General features: G+C 64.2%; 17 protein-coding genes. 11 read left to right on the top strand and 6 right to left on the bottom strand.

Annotation, left to right across the window (positions count from 1 at the left end; translation table 11 throughout):
- Positions 1–35: 35 nt before the first annotated feature.
- Positions 36–431, bottom strand: coding sequence for a helix-turn-helix domain-containing protein (locus NR164_RS28665; protein ID WP_046383864.1), 396 nt, complete (start codon positions 429–431; stop codon positions 36–38).
- Between the two features lie 206 nt (positions 432–637).
- On the opposite strand from NR164_RS28665, the gene NR164_RS28660 reads away from it, so the two are divergent.
- From NR164_RS28660 to NR164_RS28640, 5 genes are all read left to right on the top strand, one after another.
- Positions 638–1549, top strand: coding sequence for a LysR substrate-binding domain-containing protein (locus NR164_RS28660; RefSeq protein WP_079443561.1), 912 nt, complete (start codon positions 638–640; stop codon positions 1547–1549).
- A 107-nt stretch (positions 1550–1656) separates the two neighbouring features.
- Positions 1657–2247 carry an antibiotic biosynthesis monooxygenase gene (locus tag NR164_RS28655; protein WP_046383862.1) on the top strand — a complete coding sequence of 197 codons (591 nt, stop codon included), beginning with the start codon at positions 1657–1659 and terminating at the stop codon, positions 2245–2247.
- Positions 2244–4082, top strand: a complete 1839-nt coding sequence (locus NR164_RS28650; protein ID WP_256823572.1) for an amidohydrolase — start codon at positions 2244–2246, stop codon at positions 4080–4082. Before NR164_RS28655 ends, NR164_RS28650 begins: the two co-directional genes overlap by 4 nt.
- A 27-nt stretch (positions 4083–4109) precedes the next feature.
- Complete coding sequence (gene ycaC, locus NR164_RS28645) at positions 4110–4727, top strand: isochorismate family cysteine hydrolase YcaC (protein WP_057004838.1); 618 nt, start codon at positions 4110–4112, stop codon at positions 4725–4727.
- Positions 4728–4864: 137 nt separating this feature from the next.
- Complete coding sequence (locus NR164_RS28640) at positions 4865–5752, top strand: LysR family transcriptional regulator (protein WP_102618576.1); 888 nt, start codon at positions 4865–4867, stop codon at positions 5750–5752.
- On the opposite strand, the gene NR164_RS28635 is transcribed toward NR164_RS28640, so the two are convergent.
- The gene (locus NR164_RS28635) at positions 5739–6776 is read right to left on the bottom strand and encodes an AraC family transcriptional regulator (RefSeq protein WP_046383858.1); all 1038 of its coding nucleotides are present in this window, start codon (positions 6774–6776) and stop codon (positions 5739–5741) included. The two genes, NR164_RS28640 and NR164_RS28635, sit on opposite strands and share 14 nt — an antisense overlap.
- A gap of 1 nt (position 6777) precedes the next feature.
- Positions 6778–7692 carry a GGDEF domain-containing protein gene (locus tag NR164_RS28630; protein WP_102618575.1) on the bottom strand — a complete coding sequence of 305 codons (915 nt, stop codon included), beginning with the start codon at positions 7690–7692 and terminating at the stop codon, positions 6778–6780.
- A gap of 379 nt (positions 7693–8071) precedes the next feature.
- Between NR164_RS28630 and NR164_RS28625 the strand changes: the two genes are divergently transcribed.
- The 5 genes from NR164_RS28625 (at position 8072) to NR164_RS28605 (ending at position 14568) form a co-directional block, all read left to right on the top strand.
- Positions 8072–10585, top strand: a complete 2514-nt coding sequence (locus NR164_RS28625) for a TonB-dependent receptor (RefSeq protein WP_046383856.1) — start codon at positions 8072–8074, stop codon at positions 10583–10585.
- A 144-nt stretch (positions 10586–10729) separates the two neighbouring features.
- The gene (locus tag NR164_RS28620; RefSeq protein ID WP_256823571.1) at positions 10730–12595 is read left to right on the top strand and encodes a phytase; all 1866 of its coding nucleotides are present in this window, start codon (positions 10730–10732) and stop codon (positions 12593–12595) included.
- Between the two features lie 49 nt (positions 12596–12644).
- Positions 12645–13337, top strand: coding sequence for a protein TolQ (tolQ, locus tag NR164_RS28615; RefSeq protein ID WP_079443566.1), 693 nt, complete (start codon positions 12645–12647; stop codon positions 13335–13337).
- A 14-nt stretch (positions 13338–13351) separates the two neighbouring features.
- On the top strand, positions 13352–13798 hold the full coding sequence (tolR, locus tag NR164_RS28610; protein WP_046383853.1) for a protein TolR: 447 nt from the start codon (positions 13352–13354) through the stop codon (positions 13796–13798).
- Entirely contained in the window at positions 13795–14568 is a 774-nt protein-coding gene (locus NR164_RS28605) for an energy transducer TonB (RefSeq protein ID WP_046383852.1), read from the top strand. Before tolR ends, NR164_RS28605 begins: the two co-directional genes overlap by 4 nt.
- 99 nt (positions 14569–14667) lie before the next feature.
- On the opposite strand, the gene NR164_RS28600 is transcribed toward NR164_RS28605, so the two are convergent.
- The 3 genes from NR164_RS28600 to NR164_RS28590 form a co-directional block, all read right to left on the bottom strand.
- Positions 14668–15846: an acyl-CoA dehydrogenase family protein gene (locus NR164_RS28600; protein ID WP_256823570.1), complete on the bottom strand. Its 1179-nt coding sequence runs from the start codon at positions 15844–15846 to the stop codon at positions 14668–14670.
- 61 nt (positions 15847–15907) lie between these two features.
- Positions 15908–17257, bottom strand: a complete 1350-nt coding sequence (locus NR164_RS28595) for an LLM class flavin-dependent oxidoreductase (RefSeq protein WP_046383850.1) — start codon at positions 17255–17257, stop codon at positions 15908–15910.
- Positions 17258–17269: 12 nt separating this feature from the next.
- Positions 17270–18244, bottom strand: a complete 975-nt coding sequence (locus NR164_RS28590; RefSeq protein ID WP_046488508.1) for an ABC transporter substrate-binding protein — start codon at positions 18242–18244, stop codon at positions 17270–17272.
- A 285-nt stretch (positions 18245–18529) separates the two neighbouring features.
- Between NR164_RS28590 and NR164_RS28585 the strand changes: the two genes are divergently transcribed.
- A partial coding sequence (locus tag NR164_RS28585; protein WP_256823569.1) for a hypothetical protein occupies positions 18530–18764 on the top strand: 235 nt, incomplete at its 3' end.

Genomic DNA, 18764 nt, shown 5'->3' with positions numbered 1-18764 from the left:
GGTTCGCCCAGCATATTCCACGCTTGCGCTGACCACTAGGCGGCAATCGCCTGCTTGCGACGCAACTGGTGATTACGCCAGGTCATCGGGTTGACGCCTTCGCTGCGCGTGAACATATGGCAGAAGTGCGCCTGGTCGCAGAAACCACATTCCAGGCTGATTTGCGTCAGGCTCAAGGACGTACCGGTGATCAACTCCTTGGCGCGCTGGATGCGCTGTTGGCGAATCCATTCCTGCGGCGACAGCCCGGTGGTGCATTTGAAGGCGCGGGAGAAGTGGCTGCGCGACAGTGCGCAGGCCTGGGCCAGGTCGGCAATCGCCAGGCTTTCGCCGAGGTTGGCGAGGATCAGTTGCTTGGCGATACGCTCGCGCCGGGGGCAGAGGCCGCCGGTCGCGCAGAAGCTTGGAGCACCGTGCTCAAGTCGGGCCATGACGAAATATCCGCAGTCGATGGGAGCGTTCCCGGTGAATGGATGCAGTGTAGACGGCCTCATTCTTGGTGCCGTGCCGTCCGACTGACGAGTTAATCGTTGTTAATTTCGCCAGTTGTTGGCGTGGAAAAGACAGCACAGGTGTGCAATCGCGCTCGCCGCGCCGCGTGCTTAGCTGGTGCTCTGTCAACTGTTTGGGGACCGCCATGAACCGCAACGACCTGCGCCGCGTCGACATGAACCTGCTGGTGATTTTCGAAGCGCTGATGTTCGAGAAGAACCTGACCCGGGTCGCCGAAAAACTGTTTATGGGCCAACCAGCGGTGAGCGCGGCCTTGGGCCGTTTACGCGATTTGTTCGACGACCCGTTGCTGCTGCGCAATGGGCGCGGCATGGAGCCCACACCACGCGCAATGGCAATACTCAAGGAGCTGCAACCGGCCATGGACACCATCTCGAGCGCGGTCAGCCGCGCCAAGGATTTCGACCCTTCCACCAGCTGTGCGGTGTTCCGCATCGGCCTGTCCGATGACGCCGAATTCGGCCTGTTCCCGCCGTTGCTCAGCCAACTGCGCGACGAGGCACCGGGGATCGTGGTGGTGGTGCGCCGCGCCAATTACCTGTTGATGTCGTCGCTGCTGGCCAGTGGCGAGATCACCGTGGGAGTCAGCTACACCACGGATCTGCCGGCCAATGCCAAGCGCAAGAAACTGCGCGACATTCCGTGCAAGGTGCTGCGCGGCGATGGCGGCACCGCACCGCTGAGCCTGGACGAATACTGTGAACGGCCGCATGCCATGGTGTCGTTCTCGGGGGACTTGAGCGGCAATATCGACCTCGACCTGGCGCGCATCGGCCGGGCGCGCCGGGTGGTGCTGGCGGTGCCGCAATTCAGTGGCTTGCGGGCGTTACTGGCGGGCACGCAGATCATCGCGACCGTGCCGGACTACGCAGCGTGCGCCTTGACCGAAGGCACCACGTTGCGCGCGCAGGACCCACCGTTTGCGATCGACGCCGCAGAGCTGTCGATGGTGTGGAGCGGGGTGCATGACAACGACCCGGCGGAGCGCTGGTTGAGGAGCCGGATCAGCGCGCACATGTCCAACTTCCCCGCGTAGGCGGCCCGGCAAGTCACCGCGCCAAACAGCACAAACATCCAATTCCGAATCGCCCGTCGCCGCCAAACTCGTCTCATCGCTCAGCTCTCCAGGGGGAAGAACACACCATGGACCCAACACCTGAAACCGGTTCCGACGAAGTCGTCACCCTGATTGTCAAACACCGGATCAAATCCGGCAGCGAGGCCAACTACGAAGCGTGGCTACGCCGCATAGTACGCATCGCCGGCGAACGCCCGGGCCACCTCGGCGTCGACGTCGTGCGCGGTAAACACGACGGCCTGTCGCTGTTCACCTGCGTGTTGCGCTACCGCTCCACCGACGACCTGCAACGCTGGCTCGACTCCCCCGAGCGCAAAACCCTGATCGAAGAAGCCGCGCCGATGCTGGCCGACGGCGACCACACCGAAATCGGTGCGGTCAACGAGTTCTGGTTCACCCCCCAAACCGACAGCGTCGCCAAACCGCCGCGCTGGAAACAGGCCGTGGTCACTCTGTGCGTGATCCTGCCGCTGACCCTGCTGGTACCGATCGTGTGGGGCCCGATATTGCGCCTGCACCCGTTCCTGTCCAACTACGTGGTCGCCACCTTCCTGATCACCCTGACCATCGTGTTGCTGGTGGTGTACCTGCTGATGCCGGCGGCTACCCGCCTGTTCGCTCCCTGGCTTGAAGCCTCTGTAAAGGAAACCCTATGAACGCCGATCTGATTTTGTTCAATGGCCAGTTCCACACCGTGGACCGTGAAAACCCACGCGCCACCGCCGTCGCCATTCGCCAGGGGCGCTTCGTGGCCGTGGGCACCGATGGCGAGGCCATGGCTCTGCGCGGCAGCGGCACCGAGGTCATCGACCTCAAGGGCCGCACGGTGATCCCCGGCCTCAACGACTCGCACCTGCACCTGATCCGTGGCGGCTTGAACTACAACCTCGAACTGCGCTGGGAAGGCGTGCCGTCCCTGGCCGATGCCTTGCGCATGCTCAAGGACCAGGCCGATCGCACCCCGACGCCGCAATGGGTGCGCGTGGTCGGCGGCTGGAACGAATTCCAGTTCGCCGAAAAGCGCATGCCGACCCTGGACGAGCTCAACCAGGCGGCGCCGGACACGCCGGTGTTCGTGCTGCACCTGTACGACCGCGCCTTGCTCAACCGCGCCGCCCTGCGCGTGGCCGGCTACACCAAGGACACTCCGAACCCGCCGGGCGGCGAGATCGTGCGTGACAGCAACGGCAACCCCACCGGCATGCTGGTGGCGCGGCCCAACGCGATGATCCTGTATGCGACCCTGGCCAAGGGCTCGAAACTGCCGTTGGAATACCAGGTCAACTCGACCCGCCAGTTCATGCGCGAACTCAATCGCCTCGGCCTGACCAGTGCGATCGACGCCGGCGGCGGCTTCCAGAACTACCCCGATGACTACGCGGTGATCGAGCAACTGGCCAAGGATGAACAGCTGACGGTACGTATCGCCTACAACCTGTTCACGCAGAAGCCCAAGGAAGAACTCAGCGACTTCAAGCACTGGACCGGCAGCGTCACCCTGCACCAGGGCGACGACTACCTGCGCCACAACGGCGCCGGCGAGATGCTGGTGTTCTCCGCCGCCGACTTCGAAGACTTCCTCGAACCGCGCCCCGACCTGCCGCTGAGCATGGAGCAGGAACTGGAGCCGGTGGTGCGCCACCTGGTCGAGCAGCGCTGGCCGTTCCGCCTGCACGCCACCTACAACGAATCGATCTCGCGCATGCTCGATGTGTTCGAGAAGGTCAACCGCGACATCCCGTTCAATGGCCTGCCGTGGTTCTTCGACCACGCCGAAACCATCACCCCGCACAACATCGAGCGTGTGCGCGCCCTCGGCGGCGGGATTGCGATCCAGGACCGCATGGCGTTCCAGGGTGAGTACTTTGTCGAGCGCTATGGCGCCAAGGCCGCCGAAGCCACGCCGCCGATCAAACGCATGCTCGCCGAAGGCGTACCGGTCGGCGCGGGCACCGACGCCACGCGGGTGTCGAGCTACAACCCGTGGACCTCGCTGTACTGGATGGTCAGCGGCCGCACCGTGGGTGGCCTGGAGCTGCACGCCGAAGGCCTGCCGCGCCTGACCGCGCTGGAGCTGTTCACCCATGGCAGCGCCTGGTTCTCGTCCGAGCAGGGCAAGAAGGGCCAGATCAAGGTCGGCCAGTTGGCGGACGTCGCCGCGCTGTCGGCGGATTTTTTCAGCGTCGATGAAGAGGCCATCAAGTGGATCGAGTCGGTGCTGACCGTGGTCGGCGGCAAGGTGGTGTATGGCGCCGGCGACTTCGAAGATTTCGCACCGCCGCGCGTGCCGGTGCTGCCGGACTGGTCGCCGGTGGTCAAGGTGCCGGGGCACTGGCGTCCCGCTTCGCCGCTGCAGGCGCAGGCTCACCACTGCAGTGGCCCGTGTGGCGTGCATGCTCATGGCCATGAGAAAGCGCGTCTTTCCAACGTGCCGGTCAGCGACTTCCAGGGCTTCTGGGGTGCGTTTGGCTGCTCGTGCTTTGCGTTCTGATACCTAAACCCACAAAGGAGTTAACCCATGACTTACAAGCGCTTGAACAAAGATGACGCCGTGGTGCTGTTGGTGGATCACCAGACCGGCCTGATCTCCCTGGTGCAGGATTTCTCCCCCAACGAATTCAAGAACAACGTGCTGGCCCTGGCCGACGTGGCGAAGTTCTTCAACCTGCCGACCATCCTCACCACCAGCTTTGAAAGCGGCCCCAACGGCCCACTGGTGCCCGAGCTCAAAGCACTGTTCCCGGACGCGCCGTACATCCCGCGCCCTGGCCAGATCAACGCCTGGGACAACGAAGACTTCGTCAAGGCGGTGAAGGCCACCGGCCGCAAGCAGATCATCATTGCCGGTGTGGTGACGGATGTGTGCGTAGCGTTCCCGACCCTGTGCGCTCTCTCCGAAGGCTTTGAGGTGTTCGTGGTCACCGACGCTTCCGGTACCTTCAACGAAACCGTGCAACAGGCGGCCTGGGCCCGTATGACCGCGGCCGGCGCGCAACTGGTGAACTGGTTCTCCGTGGCCTGCGAGCTGCAGGTTGACTGGCGCAACGACATGGAAGGCCTGGCCAACCTGCTGTCGCCGCGCATTCCCAACTACCGCAACCTGATGAACAGCTACTCGGCGTTCACCACCAAGTAACCCGACCTCGGGAATCTCGGTAATCCCCTGTGGGAGGGGGCAAGCCCCCTCCCACTTTTGATTGTGTTGGCACATTAGGTTTGTGGTGCAGCACCTGACAGGCTATAAATCAGCAAAATGTCCACCGAGACGCGACAATGAATCCCTTCGAAGACATGCGCCTGTTTTGCCAGGTCATGGAGTCCGGCAGTTTCACCGCCGCCGCCGAGCAATTGGGGCTGTCCAAGCAATTCGTCAGCCGCCGCCTGATCCAACTCGAAGACCGCCTCGGCGTGCGCCTGCTCAACCGCTCGACCCGCCGCCTGGATGTCACGCCCCTGGGGCAGAGTTACTACGAATCGGCCTTGCGCCTGCTCAGCGAAGTCGAGCAAGTGGAGCAGGGCATCGCCGGGCAGAACAGCGAACCGCGCGGCACCATTCGCCTGAGTGCGCCGTTGTCATTTGCCATGGCCCATCTGGGTTGCCTGCTGCCGCTGTTTTTGCAGCGCTATCGGCAGGTGTCGGTGGAAGTCGATCTGAGCGACCGCCCGGTGGACTTGATCGGCGAAGGCTACGATCTGGTGTTGCGCATCGGCATCCTCGAAGACTCCACCCTGATCGCCCGGCGTATCGCCAGCGTGCAGCGTGTGTACTGCGCCAGCCCCGAGTACCTTGCATTGCGTGGCACACCGCAGAAACCCGACGACCTGACCGACCACGATTGCCTGCCCTACGGCCACGGCCGCCAGGTGCAATGGCGGTTCCAGAGCAAAGGCAAGCCGCAGTCGCTGAACGTCAGCGGGCGCATGCGCGTCAATAATGGCGAGTTGCTGCGCGACGCCGCCATCGCCGGGCTGGGCGTCACCTACCTGCCGACCTTTATCGTCGCCGATGCCTTGGCGGACGGGCGCCTGGTGACGCTGTTGCAAGACTTCGCCCCCGAGGCCCTGACGCTGTCGGCGGTGTACCCGCAGCACCGGCAGAGTTCGAGGCCGGTGCAGGCGCTGGTGGAGTTCCTGCGCGAGCGCCTGGCTAACGGCTGTTGAACAGCTGACGGATCAGGTTCGGCGTGGTGCCTGTCCAGCGCTTGAACGAACGCCGGAAGTTCGCCGCATCGTTGAAGTTCAGGTACGCGGCCACTTCATCGTTGCTGAACCCCTTGACCTGATACAGGTGCAACGCGACGTGCTTGCGCACCCGATCCACCTGCTGCTGAAAGCCGGTGTCGTGCTTGTGCAGTTTGCGCTTGAGGGTCGCCGGGCTCATGGCGAACGCCTGGGCCGCCTGTTCCAGGCTGGGCGGCTGGCGCACCTGTTCGCGCAGGTAGTCGTAGAGGCAATCGAGAAAACTGTCGGCAAAACCGAGCTGTTCGATCTGCTCGCGGGCCTGCTGGCGCGCGACTTGGCCGGCGGTGGCCGACGCGCCGGGCCAGGCCATGACCAGGTATTCGCGCGGGATGCACATCATGTCCAGCGGGCGCGCGAAGCGCGTGTGTTCGCCCAGGTGAACCCAGTATTGTTCGACGTAATGCGGCTCGCCATGGCTGAAGCTGCATTGCCACGGCAGGCGCTGGCCGCTGAGCCAGCGGCTCATGGCGACCAGCGAGGTCATGCTGGCTTCCAGCAGGAACCGCCAGTGTTCGCCGGCGCCGCAGCTGTCCCGCCAGTACAGGTAGGCATGGTGTTCATCCCGCTCCAATTGCAGCGTCACCAGCGGGCTGAGCAGCACCTGTTGCTGGATCAGGATCTCCAGCGCCTGATCCAGATTCTGCGCGTGGCCCAGGGCATGGCTGGCGGCGCCGTAATAGCCGGGCAGCAGGCGTTGGCCAAACAGGAAGCTGCTCTCATCGGCTGCGAGCAGGCGCCGGCTGTTGCCGATCAATCCGAGAAACTGCTGCGGGCTCAGTTGTGCTGTACCGGCGAGGATGTCCTCGTGGAACAGCCCGGTGCCGCGCAACAGGCGATGGCTGTCGATGTCGCGGGACAAGGCCAGGTCGATCAACGCGGCGGGTTGGTAATGCCCTGGGATGAAGCGGCTGTCGGCCTCATACCAACGGGTTTTTACGGCCATCTCAGGCGCTTTTCGCAAGCGGTTGTTTGGCCCGGGCGAGCGTCAGGTTCAGGCGCTTGAGCAAGTCCTGGGGCGGCTCGTCCAGGGCCATCACCACGGCCGTGCTCGCCGCCAGTTGCAGGCGCTCGCCGTGTTGTCGCGTCTTGTGCGCCAGGCTGCGCACCGCTTGCTCCAACTCCAGCGCCAACGCCTGGGCCTGGCGCTCGCCGGTGTTGGGCAACACCACCACAAAGCGGTCGCCGGCCAGGCGGCAGAGTAAGTCCTGGCGGCGCAGATTGAGCAGTAGCACATGGCTGAGGGCCTGCAATACCGCATCGCCCTCGGCGTGGCCGTAGGCCTGGTTGATCGCGGTGAAATTGTCCAGGTCCAGGGCCAGCAGCGACAGCGGTTGTTGCTGGTCGCGGCTGTCTTGCAGGCTGTCGGCCAGTTGGCGCTTGAGGTAATCGGCGCCGCCCAGAGGCGTGAGTGTGTCGAACAGCCGGTGCTCGCGAAACAGCCGCTCGCGTTTTTCCATTTGCGCGCTGATCGCCAGTTGTTCGCGGTGCCAGTGGTAGATACCCAGGGTCAGCAGGATCATGCCCACCGGCATCGGCCCGGACTCCAGCCAGTGATCCCAGGTGATGCTGGCGGGCAGGCGAATGAATTCGTCGAGGCTGTCTATCCACCAGGAGAAAAAGATGCACGACAGGCCCAGTGCCAGGTAATTGGTGACGCGCCCGGCGGGGCGGCTTTTCAGCACCAGGCCCAGCCATACCAGGGCGAGCAGGGCGGAGCCGCCTTCGCCGATGATATCCAGCCATACCCACTCGCTGACGTTTTTGAGCTCGCCGCAGGCCAGGTGCAGGATCAGCCCCAGATTGGCCGCGAGCAGCAGCAGGGCGAGTTTCCAGCGGTGGGGTTTGAGCACGCAAAACATGGCCGCGAGTCCTCTGGCGAATGAGCGATGGGCGCCAGCACAGCAGATGGATGTGACGATTGGATGACGCTGGGGGAGGGTCGAATCAGCTCACCCCACACGCGATGAAAACCAACGGTGGGAGGGGGCTTGCCCCCGATTGCGGTGTGCCAGATGGCTTATCTATTGACTGACCCACCACTATCGGGGGCGAGCCCCCTCCCACCGTTGACCTCCAGAGGTCATTTCGGCTCATTCCACGTTGAGAACCAGGCAAAACTCCCGGTTTACGGGCCTTGCGGCCAACCCCTGTCACAGAACCGTCATCCCCCGGCCCTAGCGTGCCCTCCCAGTTGCCGGGCCTCTTGCCTGGCGCCAACGGACTCTTGGGGAGGACTTCATGTACAAGCGCACCGGGCTCGTCAGCTTTACGCTCACCGCCTTGGCCCTGGCGATGGCCAGCGAGCGGCTCCAGGCCGCCGACGCCACCCACACCGAGCACGTCGACGTGGTCGGCCAGGCGGCCGCCATCGACCAGGCGCTCAAGGAACAGCGCTCCTCCGACAGCATCAAGAGCGTGGTGCATGCCGACGGCGTGGCGCAGTTGCCGGACGAAAACGTTGCCGAAGCCGCGCAGCGCCTGCCCGGCATCAGCGTCGAGCGCGACCAGGGCGAAGGGCGGTTCGTCAGCGTGCGCGGCCTCGGCCCGGACCTCAACAGCGTGACCATCAACGGCACCCTGGTGCCGTCGCCCGAAAGCGAACGTCGCGCCGTGGCCCTCGATGTGCTGCCCTCCGAGCTGGTGCAGTCGCTGTCGGTGATCAAGACCCTGACCCCGGACATGGACGCCAACTCCCTCGGTGGCACCGTCGATGTGAAGAGCCTGTCGGCGTTCGATCACAAAGGCCTGTTCTACACCGGCAGCACCGAGGCCAGCTACGACAAGAACACGCGCCAGACCAGCCCGAAATTCTCCGGCGCGGCGAGCAACCGCTTCAGCCTCGGCGATGGTATCGACAACTTCGGCGTCGCCGCGGCCCTGAGCTGGCAGAAGCGCGACTTCGGCTCGGACAACGTCGAAACCGGCGGCGCCTGGGACTTCAGCCAGGGGGCCAAACTCAACAAGTTCGAACAGCGTGACTACGACATCAGCCGCGAACGCGCCGGCGGTGGCCTGAACTTCGACTACAAGCCCGATGACCTCAGCAGCTACTACCTGCGCACCCTCTACAGCCGCTACACCGACACCGAGACCCGCAACGCCGCCAGCCTCGAATTTGCCGACCCCCAGGCCCCTGGCGAGCTGGGTGTGGCCGAGGGCAAGCGCAAGTTGAAGAACCGTGAGGAAACCCAGGAAATCCAGTCCTACGTGTTCGGCGGCGAACGCATGCTCGGCCTGTGGACCCTCAGCGGCCAGGCCGGCTACAGCCAATCCAGCGAAGACAGCCCGGCGCATATCGCCGGCGCCACCTTCGATGGCGGCGACTTTGCCGACAGCGGCTTCTACGACAAAGACAAACCGCGTCCGATCGTCGGCGCCGGCTTCTACGACGCGAGCAACTTCACCCTGGACAAGGTCGACTGGGAAAAACAGAACACCCAAGACACCGAGAAAAACCTGCGCCTGGACCTGGCCCGCGACTACGACCTGAGCGGCTACGCGTCCCAGGTCAAGTTCGGCGGCAAGGTCAGCCGTCGGCACAAGGACAACGACCTGGAAGCCTGGGTCTACAAGAACTTCGACGACCTGGGCTTCACCGACGAACAACTCAACCTCACCCGGTTCCAGAAGGGCAGCGTCGACTACCGTCTCGGCAATTACGGCCCGGGTATCAGCGCGGGGAGTATCAAGCAGCTGATCGGCAGCCTCAACCGTGATGACTTCTATGACGAGACCGAATCCCGGGTCAACGACTTCACCATCCGCGAAGACATCAACGCCGGCTACCTGATGAACACCATCGACATCGACGACTGGCGTTTCATCGCGGGCATGCGCTACGAAGGCACCGAGTTCGAAGCCAAAGGCACCGGCGCCACCGACGGCCAGTTCAGCGCCACCGAGACCAAACGGCGTTATCACCATTGGTTGCCGGGCCTGCATGCGCGTTACCAGATCGACAAGAACACCCAGGTGCGCGCGGCCTGGACCAAGTCCGTGGTGCGCCCGACCTTTGGCCAACTGGCGCCGGGGTTCGTGATCGACGATGACGAAGCCACCTTCGGCAACCCGGACCTCAAGCCCCTGGAGTCGAGCAACCTCGACCTGGGCATCGAGCACTTCATGGGCCGCGCCGGCACTGTGTCGGCGTTCGTGTTCTACAAAGACATCAAGCACTTTGTCTACAACACCGACGTGGCCGGCACCGGCGCCTGGACCAACTTCGCCGAGGCCCACACCTACGCCAACGGCGACAGCGCCAAGCTCTACGGCCTGGAACTGGCCTACTCACAAAAGTTCGACTGGCTGCCCGCGCCGTGGAACGGCCTGTTGGTCGGTGCCAACACCACGTTCAGCCGCTCCAGCGCCGATATCGAAGGCTTCGACGCGGCCAGCGGCGGCAACCGCACACGCAACATCAGCTTGCCCAACCAGTCGGACACTGTCGGCAACCTGATGCTCGGCTGGGAAAACGACAAGCTCAGCCTGCGCGTGTCGGCCAACTACAAATCGGCCTACCTGTATGAGTTGGCCTCGATCAACGACAAGGCCCACGACCTGCACGTCGACGCACAGACTTTTGTCGACTTCAGCGCACGCTACTCGCTGACCAAGAACCTGCAAGTCAGCTTCGAGGCGCAGAACCTCACCGACGAGTCGTACTTCGTCTACACCGGCCACCGCAGCTACAACGGCCAGTACGAAGAGTACGGCCCGACCTACAAGCTCGGCCTGACCTTCACCCATTTCTAACCACCACCTCGACCCGAGTGTGGGAGGGGACTTGCTCCCGATAGCGGTGTGTCAGTCGCCGGATTTATCAGCCGAACCACTGCCATCGGGAGCAAACCCCCTCCCACATGGGTTGTTCATCGTTTTCGAAGGATTTGCCTGTTCATGAGATTTTCCAAGCTATACCTGCTGATGGCCCTGGCCACCTGCGGCCATGCGCTGGCCGCCGACCTGGCCCTGACGCGTTGGGCGCCGAACCTGAACGCCGAGGCGCTGGCCTTCCTGCCCAACGGCCCCGAACGCCTGGCCGCCAGCACCCGCGACGGCCTGTTGCTGCTCGACGAAAAAGGCGCCGAACTGGCGCGTTTCAAGGGCAACTTCAGCAGCCTCGACAGCCGTGCCGCCGGTGCCCAGGTGCTGGTGGCGACCCTGGATAACCAACGCCAGCAGGCCATGCTGATCAGCCTGGATAGCGCCGGCAAACGCTGGGGCGCGCCGCTGTACCTGCCGACCCGCGACTATCCGGTCAACGGCGTGTGCCTGTATCGCGACTCGGCGGCCAACCTGTTTGTGTTCCTGGTGGGCGAAGAGGGCAAGGGCGAGCAATGGCTGGTGGGCAATGGCCCGACGTTGCTGGCCCGACCCCAGCGTGTGCGCGGCGTGCCGCTGCCGCCGTCGGCGCAGTTCTGCCAGGTGGACGATGCGACCCATCAACTGGTGGTGAACGAAGAAAACGTCGGCTGGTGGGCCTACCCGGCGCACCCGGAAGCCGAGGTGAAACGCACCCCGGTGGCGTTGTTCGACAATCCCGGGCGCGCCGCCGGGGCCATGGCGCTGGTGCCGGGTGGGCTGGTCGCGCTTGATCCGAAGACCGCGCAACTGCAGCTGTTCCAGCAGGACGGCGAGCGCTGGGTGGCCCAGCCGAGCCTGCACCTGCCGGGTGTGAAGGAGGCGGAAAACCTGGCAATCAAAGGCCGGCAACTGTTGCTGCGCGACGACGACAGCGGCAACCTCTATCAGGCCGAGTTGACGTGGCAGGCTACGCCCGTCGCGCCGCTGCCGGTGCTGCCGGAAGTCGCCGCCCAGCGCCAGACCGACCCGGTCGGGCGCCAAGGCGATGCGGCGGACGACCCGGCGATCTGGATTCACCCGCAACGACCGGCGCAGAGCCGCGTGCTCGGCACCAACAAAAAACAAGGCCTGCTGGCCTACGACCTCGACGGCAAGCTGTTGCAGGAGCTGGCGGTGGGGCGCCTGAACAACGTCGATGTCCGCCCCAACTTCAAGCTCGGCCAACAGACCGTCGACCTCGCCGTGGCGAGCAATCGCGATCACAACAGCCTGAGCCTGTTCAGCATCGACCGTCAGAGCGGCGAGTTGCGCGAAGCCGGCGAAGTGCCGACGCCGCTCAAGGAAATCTACGGCATCTGTCTGTTCCAGCCGGCCAGCGGTGAACTGTACGCGATCGCCAACGGCAAGGACGGCACCTTCCTGCAATACCGCTTGAGCGCGCCGGCTGGCCGCGTGCAGGGCGAGTTGGTGCGCCAGTTCAAGGTCGACAGCCAACCCGAAGGCTGCGTCGCCGATGACCAGCGTCAGCGCCTGTTCATCGGTGAAGAAGATGTCGGCGTCTGGGCGGTGGACGCCCGAGCCGATCAGCCGGCGACGTTGACCAGCGTGATCAAGGTCGGCGCGCAACTGCACGCGGATGTCGAGGGCCTGGCGCTTTACCAGAGCGGCGCGCGCGATTACCTGGTGATCTCCAGCCAAGGCAATGACAGCTACCTGGTGGTGGATGCCGAACCGCCGTTCGCCGCCCACGGTGCCTTTCGCGTCGGTTTGAACGCTGAGGCCGGGATCGATGGGGCGTCGGAAACCGATGGCCTCGAAGTCACCGCCGTCAACCTCGGCGGGCCGTGGAGCCAAGGCATGCTGGTGGTGCAGGACGGGCGCAAGCGCATGCCCGAGCAAACCCAGAACTTCAAGTTCGTGCCCTGGCGCGATGTGACCCGCGCGCTGAAGTTGCCGTAAGCCGTCATCACCCGGTCATCACTTTTTAATCGAATAGGAGTTCACCACCATGCACGCGACGATGGAACATATGACGATCTGGGGGTTGATCAGCGACGCCAGCCTGTTGGTCAAGGCGGTGATGGTCACGCTGCTGTTGGCGTCCTTGCTCAGTTGGTACTTGATTCTCCAGCGCGGCAGTGTGCTGCGGCGCCTGGAGCGCCAGTTGAACGGGTTTGTGCCGCGCTTTCGCGCGGCTCCAGACCTGCAGGCGCTGTACCGCGACACCGTGCAGGCGGGCGAGGGCGGCGTGGCGCCGATCTTTATCGCCGGGGTCGAGGAATACCAGCACCTGCACAGCCACGATCCGGCGGTGCTCGAAGGGGTGGAGCGCGCCTTGCAGGTGGCGATCACCGCGCAGGAAATCGAGTTGGAAAAGGGCCTGCAGTTTCTCGCCACTGTGGGTTCGGTCAGCCCGTACATCGGCCTGTTCGGCACGGTGTGGGGCATCATGAATTCCTTTCTCGGCTTGTCCCAGGTGCAACAGGCCACGCTGTCCACGGTGGCGCCGGGCATCGCCGAAGCCTTGATCGCCACGGCCATCGGCCTGTTTGCCGCCATCCCGGCGGTGATCGCCTACAACCGCTTTTCGGCGCGCAGCCAGACGCTGCTCACCCGCTACTACGCCTTCGGCAATGAACTGCAAGTGCGCCTGCATCGCAGCCTGAGCGGCATGCCGACCCACCTGGCCACGGCCGCCTGAACAGGAGCAAGCCCATGTTAACCAGGCCGCAACGCAAGCACGGGCCCAAGGCCGAGATGAACGTGGTGCCCTATATCGATGTGATGCTGGTGCTGTTGGTGATCTTTATGGTCACCGCACCGATGCTGACCCAGGGCGTGAAGATCGACCTGCCCAAGGTCGCCGCCGAGGCGCTGGCCACCGACACCCGCCAGCAGATCCTCACGTTGTCGGTAAAGGCCGACGGCAGTTACTACTGGAACCTCGGCGACGAGCTGGACACGCAGCACCAGACCGACAGCGCCGTGAGCCTGGAGGACATGGGCGCCAAGGTCATGCAAGTGGTGGCGGCGCGCAGTGACACCCAGGTCTATATCCGCGCTGACGAAGACGCCGGGTATGGGCGCGTGGTCGCGGCGATGGCGGTGTTGCAAAAGGGCGGCGTCAGCCACCTGGGGCTGGTGACCGAGGCCCCGCAATGACGGCGATGATCATGCACAGTCCGAGCCTGGTGATGGCGCCTCGGGATTGCAGCGGGTGGTGGCGCAAAGGCTTGGCGGCGAGCCTGGCCGTTGCGCTGCATGTGGGTGTGGTGGCCGGGCTGATGTTGGGCTGGTCACCGCAGAAGCCGATGGTGCAAGCGCCGCAGGTGATGCATACGCAACTGGTGATGCTGCCGCCGGCCCCGGCCCCCGTGGCTGAACCGCTGCCTGAAGCGCTGGCGGTGGCGCCGCCACCGCCGGAGCCCGTGGCGGTGCCGACGCCGGTGAAACCCACCCTCGACCCGCAGATCCAGGCGCAAAAACTGGAGAAAGCGGCCCTGGCGCGTAAGCGCGTCGAGCAAAAGCGCCTTGAACAGCAACAGGAACGCCAGGCCACCGAACAGCACAACCGCGAGCTGGAGCAACAACGGCTGAACCAGGCGCGGCTGGCCGCTGAAACCGCGCGGGTTGCCACACCTGCTCCAGCCCCGGCGTTCGACAGTCGCCAATACTTGCCGCTGAGCAAAGAAGCACCGCAGTACCCCGAACGCGCCCTGGACAAAAACATCGAAGGCGATTGCTCGGTGGAGTACACCGTCAACTCCCTGGGCCGCGTGGAAAACCCCAAGGTGCTGGACGGCTGTCATCCGCTGTTTATCCGGCCTTCATTGGCGGCGGCGAATACCTTCCGCTACCAGCCGAGGATCGTTGACGGCAAGGCGGTAGCGGTGCCGGCGGTGCGCAATACCTTTCACTACCGCATCAAATGAGATTGGCCAGCCGACACAAGGCCCCTGCCACATTTTTTAACCGAGTCAGGCGTTGGCCGAGCGCACCTCAGACGAGGAAGCTCAGGGTGGTGCTCTTGCTCATGTGCGTTCCTTCTGCCGTTGGGCGAAGGCCGCCTTGCCGACGCCTTGCAGCACGGCATCGTTCTGCGGGGTGTGGACGCGGCTGCACAACACGTCGCGGTAGTGGCGCTGCAGCGGGCTGTGGCGGGACAGACCGGGGTTGCCCGAGGCTTCGATCGCCAGCTCCACGGCGCGGATCGCGTTGCCGGTCACCAGGTACTTCAACTGCGCCGCATTGCCGGCCGGGGTATGCCCTTCGGCGGCGGCGTCGAGCAGGCTGCGGTTGGCAAACAGCAGGGTGTCGATATGCCCGACGGTTTCCTGGAAACGCGGCAATGTCGCCAGCGCGGCGCCGAGGTTGGACGGCTGGCGCGTTTGCAGCCAGTTCACCAGCCAATCGCGCGCGGCCTGGGCCACGGCGTCATACACCGACGACAGCAGCACTGACATCCACAGCAACCCCTCGGCATCCAGTTCCGGCTGCGGTGCGCTCCAGGGGCTGACGCTGACGGCGTGGTCGAGCGGCACCAGCACGTTGTCGAACACCACGTCATGGCTACAGGTAGCGCGCATGCCCAGGTGGTCCCAGCTGTCGATGATGCTTATGCCGGGGCTGTTTTTGGGGACCAGCCAGGCGCCTACCAGCGGGTCGGCATCGTCACTGCGCGCCCACACGCTGAACCAGCTCAGGCCGTGGCTGCCGGTGGAGTAGAGCTTGCGCCCGCTGATGCGCCAGCCTTCAGGGCAGCGCACTGCGGTGGTCGCCGGCAGGCCGCCGCGGGCGGGGGTGCCGAGGTCCGGCTCGACGCGCAGCGCGTTGATCAACGCACCGTGGCGTACCGCGTCTTCGGCGACTTTTACACGCAGGTGCGCGGGCCAGGTTTTGCTGTCTTGCAGGCGCGTGTGTTGCAGGTACTGCATCACCAGGATCAGCGCGGTAGAGGGGTCGCCCTTGGCAATCGCGCTGATGGCTTTGCGTGCCTGGGCCAGGCTGGCGCCGCCACCACCGAGGGCCTTGGGCACGGTGAGGGCGAGCAGGCCGTGTTCATGCAGCCGTTTGAAGTTGGCGTGGGGGAAGGCGCCGCTCTCGTCGAAAAGCTGAGCGCTGCCGGCCAGTTCGGCGCTGAGACGGTCGAGCAGGGCGTCGAAGTTGGCGACTTCCACGGCGCGCAAGGACGGTGGCGAGGATGACGTCATGATGCGTGAACTCGGTCAGAAATCGGGGCGCGGGCTGGCTCCCCGATGTGGAGGGATTTGCTCATGCCAATGCCTCCTGCTGTGCTTCGACCTCGGCGGCGACGCTGTAGCGGTTGGCCGGTACGTCCAGGCCGAGGTTGTCGCGCAGGGTCTGGCCGCTGTATTCGCTGCGGAACAGGCCGCGCTGTTGCAGCAATGGCACCACCCGTTCGGTGAAGTATTGCAAGCCATCGGGCAGCACCGAATTGACGATGAAACCATCGCTGGCGCCGGTCTCGAACCAGGTCTGGATCGTATCGGCGACGTGCTCCGGGGTGCCGACAAAATCACGCTTGGGCCGCGAGAAATGCAAGGCCACTTCGCGCAGGGTCAGGCCTTTGTCCCGGGCCAGTTGCTTGATGTGGTCGGAGCCGCCTTTCTGGCTGTTGGAACCCAGCTCGCCCAGCTCGGGGAACGGTTCGTCCAGCGGGTACTGGCTGAAGTCGTGGTCGTTGAACGGGCGGCCGAGGGCGACAATCGCATCTTCCACGGTTACCAGGTCCACTGCCTGCTGATAGCGGCGTTCCACTTCGGCGGCGTCGCGGCCGACAATCGGGCGGATACCCGGCAGGATCGACAGGCTGTCGGCGTCGCGGCCGAAGCCTGTGGCGCGGCGTTTGAGGTCTTGGGTGTAGGCCAGGCCGTCTTCGATGCTGTCGACATGCACAAAGATCGCATCAGCATGCTCGGCGGCGAAGTTGCGCCCGTCCTCTGAGGTGCCCGCCTGGAAAATCGCCGGCTGGCCCTGGCGCGAACGGGCGATGTTGAGCGGGCCTTTCACCGAGAAAAACTCGCCCTGGTGATTCAGCGTGTGCAGCTTGTGCGGGGTGAAGAACTCACCGCTTTGCTTGTTGTAGGCAAAGGCGTCGTCTTCCCAGGAGTCCCACAACCCCTTGACCACATTCAGGTGTTCCCTGGCGATGCGATAGCGCACCGCATGTGGCGGGTGCTCGGCCTTGCCGAAGTTATCGGCGGTGCCGCTCAGCCACGAGGTGACCACGTTCCAGCCGGCGCGGCCGCCGCTGATGTGGTCCAGCGAGGCGAACTGGCGTGCGACCTGGTAGGGCTCGGTGTAGCTGACGGTGACGGTGGCGACCAGGCCGATGTGCGTGGTCAACGCGGCCAGGGCCGAGAGGATGGTCAGCGGTTCGAACCGGTTGAGGTAATGCGGGCTGGATTTGGCATGGATGTGCAGGCTGTCGGCGATGAACACGAAGTCGAACTTGGCGGTTTCGGCCAGTTCAGTCTGCTGCTTGTAGAACGCAAAATTCGTACTGGCATTCGGTTGCGCCTGTGGGTGGCGCCATTCGCCCCAGCCGTGGCCGACACCGTGAACCATGGCGCCGAGTTTCAATTGACGTGGTTTGCTCATGTTCTGCTCCTGTTAACGCGATGCTTGGTTTTGGGGGGCACGCTTGGCGTTAAAGCTCTTGTCGAAACCCTGCGACACGTCGATGTGCCGGGGTAGCAGGCCTTCTTGTTGGTAGGTGTCGGCGGTCGCTTGCAGGCCGCTGATCACGGCGTCGTCAATCAGCACCGGGGTCAGGTGGGTTTCTTTGGCCACGGCCACATGCACAGCCAGCGGCAGCCCGGTGATTTTGCTCTGGGCGGCGGCGTACTCGTTGGGGTGCGTATTGGCCCAGGCGTAGGCGCGGTCGACGCGTGCGACAAAGTCGTCGAGCTGCGCGCGTTTTTCGCTGATGGCCTGGCTGGTTGCCGCGAGGTACAGGTGGTTGCTCAACAGCGTGTTGCCGCTGGCCACGATCCGCGCCTGGCTTTGTGAGGTGACCACAGTGGTGTAGGGGTCCCAGGTCGACCAGGCATCGGCGCTGCCATTGTCCAGCACCAGGCGCGATTCGCTGGGCAGCAGGAAAATGAACTGCACGTCCTGGGTGGTCAGGCCGGCGCTGGCCAGGGCCTTGATCGCCAGGTAATGCCCGATGGAGCCACGGCCTGTCACGATGCGCTTGCCTTTGAGGTCCGCCACGGTCTTGATGGGTGAGTCCTTCGGCACCAGCAGGGCGGTGGTGCTACGCCCGTCGGCGTGGATGATGCTGACCACCTTGAGCGCCGCACCGGCACCGAGGGCGAACACATACGGTGCATCGCCCAACGCACCGATATCCACGGCGCCGGCATTCAAGGCTTCACCCAGCGGCGAGGCGGACGGGAATTCCGCCCACTGGATTTCATAGGGCACATTCTTGGCTTCGCCGGAGACTTCCAGCAGCGCCTTGATCGTCGATTTCTGATTGGCCACCCGCAGCGGTTGCAGGTCGGCGGCATGGGCGCCGGTGCTCAGGCCGAAGGCCAGTGCGGTGCCCAGGAGCAGGCGTTTGAACGGGGAGGCAAAGACCATGGGATGCAGGCTCCAGGCAGATCAAGAAAGGGTTCGGCTACCTCCGCCTGGAGAAGGGGTCGGTGAGGGGTTAACGTTATTCCCATAAAAACCTGCTGTGAAGTTCTTTTTGGTTATATGGTAATTATTAAAATAACTGATTATCTGGTTTATGATTATTCCTTTGATGCATTTAGTTTGAGTGCTGATTCGGAGCATTCCTACGAGCGCATCGGAAAGTCTCACCTGAGCAAGGCAACCACCGCGTGATTTGATCCCGGTCCTTTCGGACACGGATCGTTGCGCATGACTGACACGCCTTGGGCTGCCCGCGAGGGCGATGCGCTTCTGCACAGCTCCATGCTGGCCGACGTTTTAGGCGGAGTCCTGGAGATTGCCGCCAATGTGGCCGTGACGGCCTTGGCGACAGCGGCGGTGGTTGCGGCGACGGGTTTGACCGTGGCGACTGGCGGCCTCGGCTGCGTTGTACTCGGCGCCGTGGTGGGTGCGGTGGTCGGCGTCGGCATGAGCAAAACCGGCG

The sequence above is a fragment of the Pseudomonas sp. Pse79 genome (assembly GCF_024519615.1).
Classification (GTDB): domain Bacteria; phylum Pseudomonadota; class Gammaproteobacteria; order Pseudomonadales; family Pseudomonadaceae; genus Aquipseudomonas; species Aquipseudomonas veronii.
Note: the sequence above shows the minus strand (reverse complement) of the source record. Positions and strands in the feature narration are given on the sequence as shown.